General features: G+C 56.1%; 2 protein-coding genes. Both read right to left on the bottom strand.

From position 1 onward, the window contains the following. Positions 1-114: 114 nt before the first annotated feature. Entirely contained in the window at positions 115-681 is a 567-nt protein-coding gene (locus ACZ4Z4_RS38215) for an OsmC family protein (RefSeq protein WP_004574805.1), read from the bottom strand. Positions 682-695: 14 nt separating this feature from the next. Next, positions 696-1,472 (bottom strand): SDR family NAD(P)-dependent oxidoreductase, encoded by a 777-nt coding sequence (locus tag ACZ4Z4_RS38210; protein WP_004574804.1) that lies wholly within the window; start codon positions 1,470-1,472, stop codon positions 696-698. Positions 1,473-1,635 lie beyond the last annotated feature (163 nt).

Below are 1,635 nucleotides of genomic sequence, written 5' to 3'. Positions count from 1 at the left end.
ACCTCAAATTGACACTGCGTATTCCAGAGAACGTGATGACGGAAGGTTGAACCTTCCGTCATAGCGCATCTGGTTTGGCCTCCCGTCAGCCAACCACGGGAAACACTGACTCGATCATTGGAGAATGGTCAGCTTGGCCTTGAGATCAATGGCTCTCGCGAAGTTGTGGTAATTCGGCGATGTTCGCTGCACCTGCGCGTGCAATGCTTTCAGCGCCGCCGAATCCGCCGACGACTCCATTTCGACCTCATACTCGACCTGGTCGTACCCTGGATTGATCCCAGGATCGATTCCAAGAAAACCTCTCAGATCGAGGCTTCCCTTCGTGCGGATAGTCAGCGATTGCAACTCGATGTTCATTGCCGCCGCATTTGCCGCGTAGGTTGCAGTCATGCATGCGTTCAACGCAGCCAGGATCAATTCTTGTGGATTAGCGGCCGTGTCGGTACCGAGCAATTCTGCCGGTTCGTCCGCGTCGATGACAAAGCCGCGCGCCAAGGCCGTGTCACCTAGTACGAGCGGCATGGTTCGCGCACGCGTCCGGGTGCCACCCTCCCAGGTTGTCACGACGCCGAACGTCGCGATGCCTGCGGCGGGCTTTGCTGCGACCTGATCTGCAAACTCACGCAATGCGCCGACGTTGATCCCGTTGCCGGGAGTTCCTTTAATGTTTGTGTTCATTTCTCGTTCCCCCATTATGTGTTACGCCCGGCCATCACGCCGCCGTCAACGTCCCAGATTGCGCCCGTCACCCATGCTGCCTTGTCCGACAACAGGAAGAGGATGACCTCGGCGACGTCTTGTGGCGTCCCAACCCTGCCGATTGGGTGGAAGCTGTTGAATCCCTGTAAGGCGCCATGAACCTCGGCCTTGGGTATGAATCCCTCGTAAATCGGCGTTTCGACAACCGCCGGAGAAACGGCATTGACCCTGATTTGTTTGGATGCCAGCTCCATCGCAAGGTGCTGGGTCAGCGAATGCAAACCTGCTTTTGCCATCGAATACGCGGACGACGGCGTAGCCGCAATCGCCTGCTTGCCCCACATCGAGCCGATGTTCACAATGGCGCCGGGACGCTCGCTGGCCACGAGATTGGCCACGACTTTTTGTGTGATGAAGAAGAACGCTTTATTCAACGTCAAATATTGTTCGTAATCACTTTCCGTGTGCTCAAGAAACGCCTTCGGGAAGAACACCCCAGCCGCGTTGACCAGAAGATTGATGTCCTTGTGGTGTTCATCGATGGTATGCAGGAGTCGCTTCACATCTTCGGCTCGCGAGAGATCGGCAGTCAGGGCGGTCACGGTGCCCAACGACGACAGCGCCTTGCGGGCCTCTTCGGCCTTGTCTTCACGGTGACCGACGATGACGACGCTTCCGCCTTGCTCAAGAACCATGCGGGCAGTTTGCAGTCCCATCCCGCTAGTGCCGCCGATGACCAACAACTTCTTGCCATTAAATTCAGTACTCATAATAATCTCCTTAACTACCAACTAAATGGTAGGGTTGTGTTGCAAAAAAAGTGCCGACCTCAGGTCAACACGGTGGAAAGAAAAGTGTTTCCAACTTCGGCCGGTCCGCGTGACGACCGCATGCCACGGCCCACCATCATCGAGCCTTCCAACGCGCACAAGA

Source organism: Streptomyces sp. NPDC030245, from assembly GCF_055572995.1.
The sequence above is the reverse complement of the archived record's forward strand: the minus strand, read 5'-3'. Positions and strand labels throughout refer to the sequence as shown.